This window comes from Tardiphaga sp. (assembly GCF_044340795.1).
In the GTDB taxonomy this organism is placed as follows: Bacteria; Pseudomonadota; Alphaproteobacteria; order Rhizobiales; family Xanthobacteraceae; genus Tardiphaga.
Window position 1 is genome coordinate 1 of record NZ_JBIISY010000408.1, and the last position, 3314, is coordinate 3314.

The following is a 3314-nucleotide window of genomic DNA, read 5'->3' on the forward strand; positions in this document are numbered from 1 at the left end:
CGCCGACAGCAGCACGCGATCGATCTTGTGCCCGGTCAGGAAATTGCCGAACACCTCGTTCATCAGCCGCGGGCAGGCGCGGCTGTCCAGCGCTGACACTGGCTGGATCAGCGGCCGGCACATGCTGGCGCTGGCCTGCAGCAGATTGACGTCGGGCAGTGCCTTGGCAAGGCCGGACCACAGATGTGCGGCATGGCTGTCGCCGAGCAGGAGATAGTTCGGCTTGTTGGCGTCCATCTTCAGGCAGGTCTCGCTGTCGAAGCGCTGACGATTGGCGCCGAGATAGCAGGTGCCGGTGCGGAAGGTCGGCGCGGGATCATAGCCGAGATAAGCGCCGATGGCGACGATCTGCGGCGAGAAGCGGAATGCCGCGCCGCCGCCGATGATGACGAGCAGCGATGCCGCCAGAATGCCGGCGATGGCGCCGCCGCTGCCGACGAACACCGTGCGCGTCGACAGATCACGCGCATGACTGCGGAACGGCCGTTCGACGAAGCGCCAGGAGAGATAGGCGAGGACGAACATCGTGCCGAGCAGGATGCCGTTCACGACGACGGCGGACGTGCTGTTGGACAGCAGCGCGTCCGATTTCTGGAACACGATCAGCGGCCAGTGCCACAGATAGAGCGAGTAGGAGAGCAGCCCGATAAAGACGAGGGGCCGCCATGACAGCAGGCGGCCGGCCGTGGAGAGCGCGTGGCCGTTGGAGGCGATGAACAGGACCGCGCCGATACAGGCAATGGCTGAGACAAGCGGCAGCGGATGCGTGGGCGCCGCAAGGTGATAGACCCCGACGAGCAGCACCAGACCGACGGCGCCGCACGTCTCGCGCAGCATCTTTCCACGCGGCGTGGGAATGATGCCGATGGCGAGCAAGGCGCCAAGGGCAAGTTCCCAGGCGCGGAACGGCGTCAGATAGAAGGCGAAGCTCGGATTGCGCAGCGTCATGGCGATGCAGGCCAGGAACGACAGCACCGTCGCTGCAGCGAGCACGAGGCCGACCCGTTTCGGCAGGAAGCGGTACACCGCCGTCATGAACAGCGGCACGAACAGATAGAACTGTTCCTCGACACTCAGCGACCATGTGTGCAGCAGCGGCTTGGTCTCGGCGGGCGCGTCGAAATAGCCGGCGGTGGCAGCGAAATAGCCATTGGAAATCGATGCGACGGCGCTGGCGAGGCTCGCGGCATACTCCTTCAGCTCCACCGGAAGGTTATAGCGGAAGGCGAGCAGGGAGGTCGCGATCAGCACCACCACCAGCGCGGGCAGGATGCGCAGCGCACGGCGCTTGTAGAAATCGACCAGCGAAAAGCGATTTTTGCGGATGTCCTTGTCGACCATGCCGCAGATCAGGAAGCCGGAGATCACGAAGAACACGTCGACCCCGAGGAAGCCGCCGCTGATCCCCGGAATATTCATGTGATAGAGGACGACCGGCAGCACCGCGAGCGCGCGGAGGCCGTCGATATCGCTCCGATAGGATGTGGTGGTCGCCGTCATCCGTCCGATCGCACGATCATCGTCTTGTCCAGCACGGCCGGTGTGGCCGGAGCAGGCAGGCCGGGAGATGATTGCAACGCACGCAGGCCCTTGCGTGCCTGGTGTCGCACCGCACGCGCGGCGACAAAGGCGTTGTGAATGACCCATGCGCAGGCGTCGCACAGCATCAGGACGAGTCCGATCATCGCAATCGCGAGCGCTGCCTTTGTCGGGCGTGGTCGTGACGCAGCCATGTCAGTCTTCGATGCGCCCCATGCCGGCAGGCCATCCCAGCGATGCCGGGAGATCAGTGATTGATTGCCATCGACATCCATGACGACGAAGCCGCCGGGGACGATCTTCAGGAATTCAACCGGCACGCCGTCCATGTCGCGCAAACCCGAGATCGTTGGCAAGGGAGGCTCCCGCTTTGCAAATGACTGAAGTTGAAGTGGTGGATGAGTATGAGCCGGATGGTAGTTATCTGCGCAGAGGCACGCAATCGACAGCTGAAATAGCGGTTAATTGAATCAAGCTGCCATCTGCGATGTTGACGCACCTTGGGTGCAAAGCGTCGCATTTGAATAAAATTGTAATTGTTGCCGCGACTTTCAGAACGCTGCGCACATCATCATTCACCATGAACGGCGGTCGCGGTTGTTATCTACCTTCTGCGGTCGTATTGGCGGATCATGCAGGAAACAGCATTGCCGCGTACCAGCTCGACCTATGTCTCGATCCAGTATCTGAGAGCGATCGCCGCATTGGGCGTCGTGATCGTGCATGCCAGCCCGATCGGTCAGACGATCCTCATCGGCAATGCGGGCGTTGACATCTTTTTCGTCATCAGCGGCTTCCTGATGTGGACGATCACCGATATCCGTCCGCAGTCGCCTTTCAATTTCATCCTTCACCGGCTGGTGCGTATCGCGCCGCTGTACTGGTTCGTGACGTCGCTGCTCCTCGTCGGCGCCATGGTGATGCCGTCGGCCTTCCCGAATTTGAAGTTCGATCTGAGCTACGCTTTTGGCTCCTATCTGTTCGTGCCGATGCGGCCGCCGGGATCATCGGAAACCGATCCGATCTGGCCGGTGCTCGTGCAGGGCTGGACGCTGAACTATGAAGTGCTGTTCTACGCGCTGTTCGCGCTGTGCCTGCCGTTGCGTCCGCGCGAACGGCTGCTCGCGCTCGGCGTCGGCCTGATCGGCGCGGTCATCAACGGTCTCTCCTATGCCGGGTCGAATCCAATCCTGATGTCGTGGTCCGATCCGCTGATGCTGGAATTCTTCGCCGGCGTCCTCATTGCCATCGCCGTGCGCCATGGCGTGGGCGTGGGCGTGGGCGTGTCGCGTGCGACGGGCTGGCTGCTGGTGAGCGCGTCGCTGGTGCTTCTGGTCGGTTTCGAGCTGTCGGATATCGCCACGGCGCGGGTCATTGTCTGGGGATTGCCAGCGGCCTTGCTGGTCTGGGGCGCCGTCGTGCTCGAGCGCACCGGTCCCGTCATCGACTGGGGCTGGCTGCGGCTGATCGGCGATTCATCCTATTCGCTCTATCTCACCCACGGGCTTGCGCTGTCGGTGCTGGGCAAATTGATGCACCGCTCGTGGCTGTTCTTCTGTGTCGGCATCGTCGCGTCGGTGATCGCCGGGCTCGTCTTCTATTATCTGGCCGAGCGCCCGCTCACGAAGCTCGCGCAGCGGCTGGTGACGCGGAAGCGGGGCGGGGACGGCGCAGGCACAGTCCGTGCTGCGCTGGAAACCAAGACAGGCTAGCGCCGATCGGTAGGATGGGTTGAGCGTAGCGATACCCATCACCGCCAGCGCCCGGCTGTGATG

3 protein-coding genes are annotated in these 3314 nt (G+C 62.8%); 1 reads left to right on the forward strand and 2 read right to left on the reverse strand.

The features are described 5' to 3' along the window. Both ACIQ17_RS32350 and ACIQ17_RS32355 read right to left on the reverse strand, forming a co-directional pair. On the reverse strand, positions 1-1500 hold a 1500-nt coding region (locus ACIQ17_RS32350), incomplete at its 3' end, for an acyltransferase family protein (RefSeq protein ID WP_398473650.1). Next, positions 1497-1895, reverse strand: a complete 399-nt coding sequence (locus ACIQ17_RS32355; RefSeq protein ID WP_398473651.1) for a hypothetical protein — start codon at positions 1893-1895, stop codon at positions 1497-1499. The genes ACIQ17_RS32355 and ACIQ17_RS32350, both read right to left, overlap by 4 nt. Before the next feature lie 291 nt (positions 1896-2186). Here ACIQ17_RS32355 and ACIQ17_RS32360 point away from each other — a divergent pair, with 291 nt between their 5' ends. Beyond that, on the forward strand, positions 2187-3251 hold the full coding sequence (locus tag ACIQ17_RS32360; protein ID WP_398473652.1) for an acyltransferase family protein: 1065 nt from the start codon (positions 2187-2189) through the stop codon (positions 3249-3251). The last annotated feature ends 63 nt before the right edge of the window (positions 3252-3314 follow it).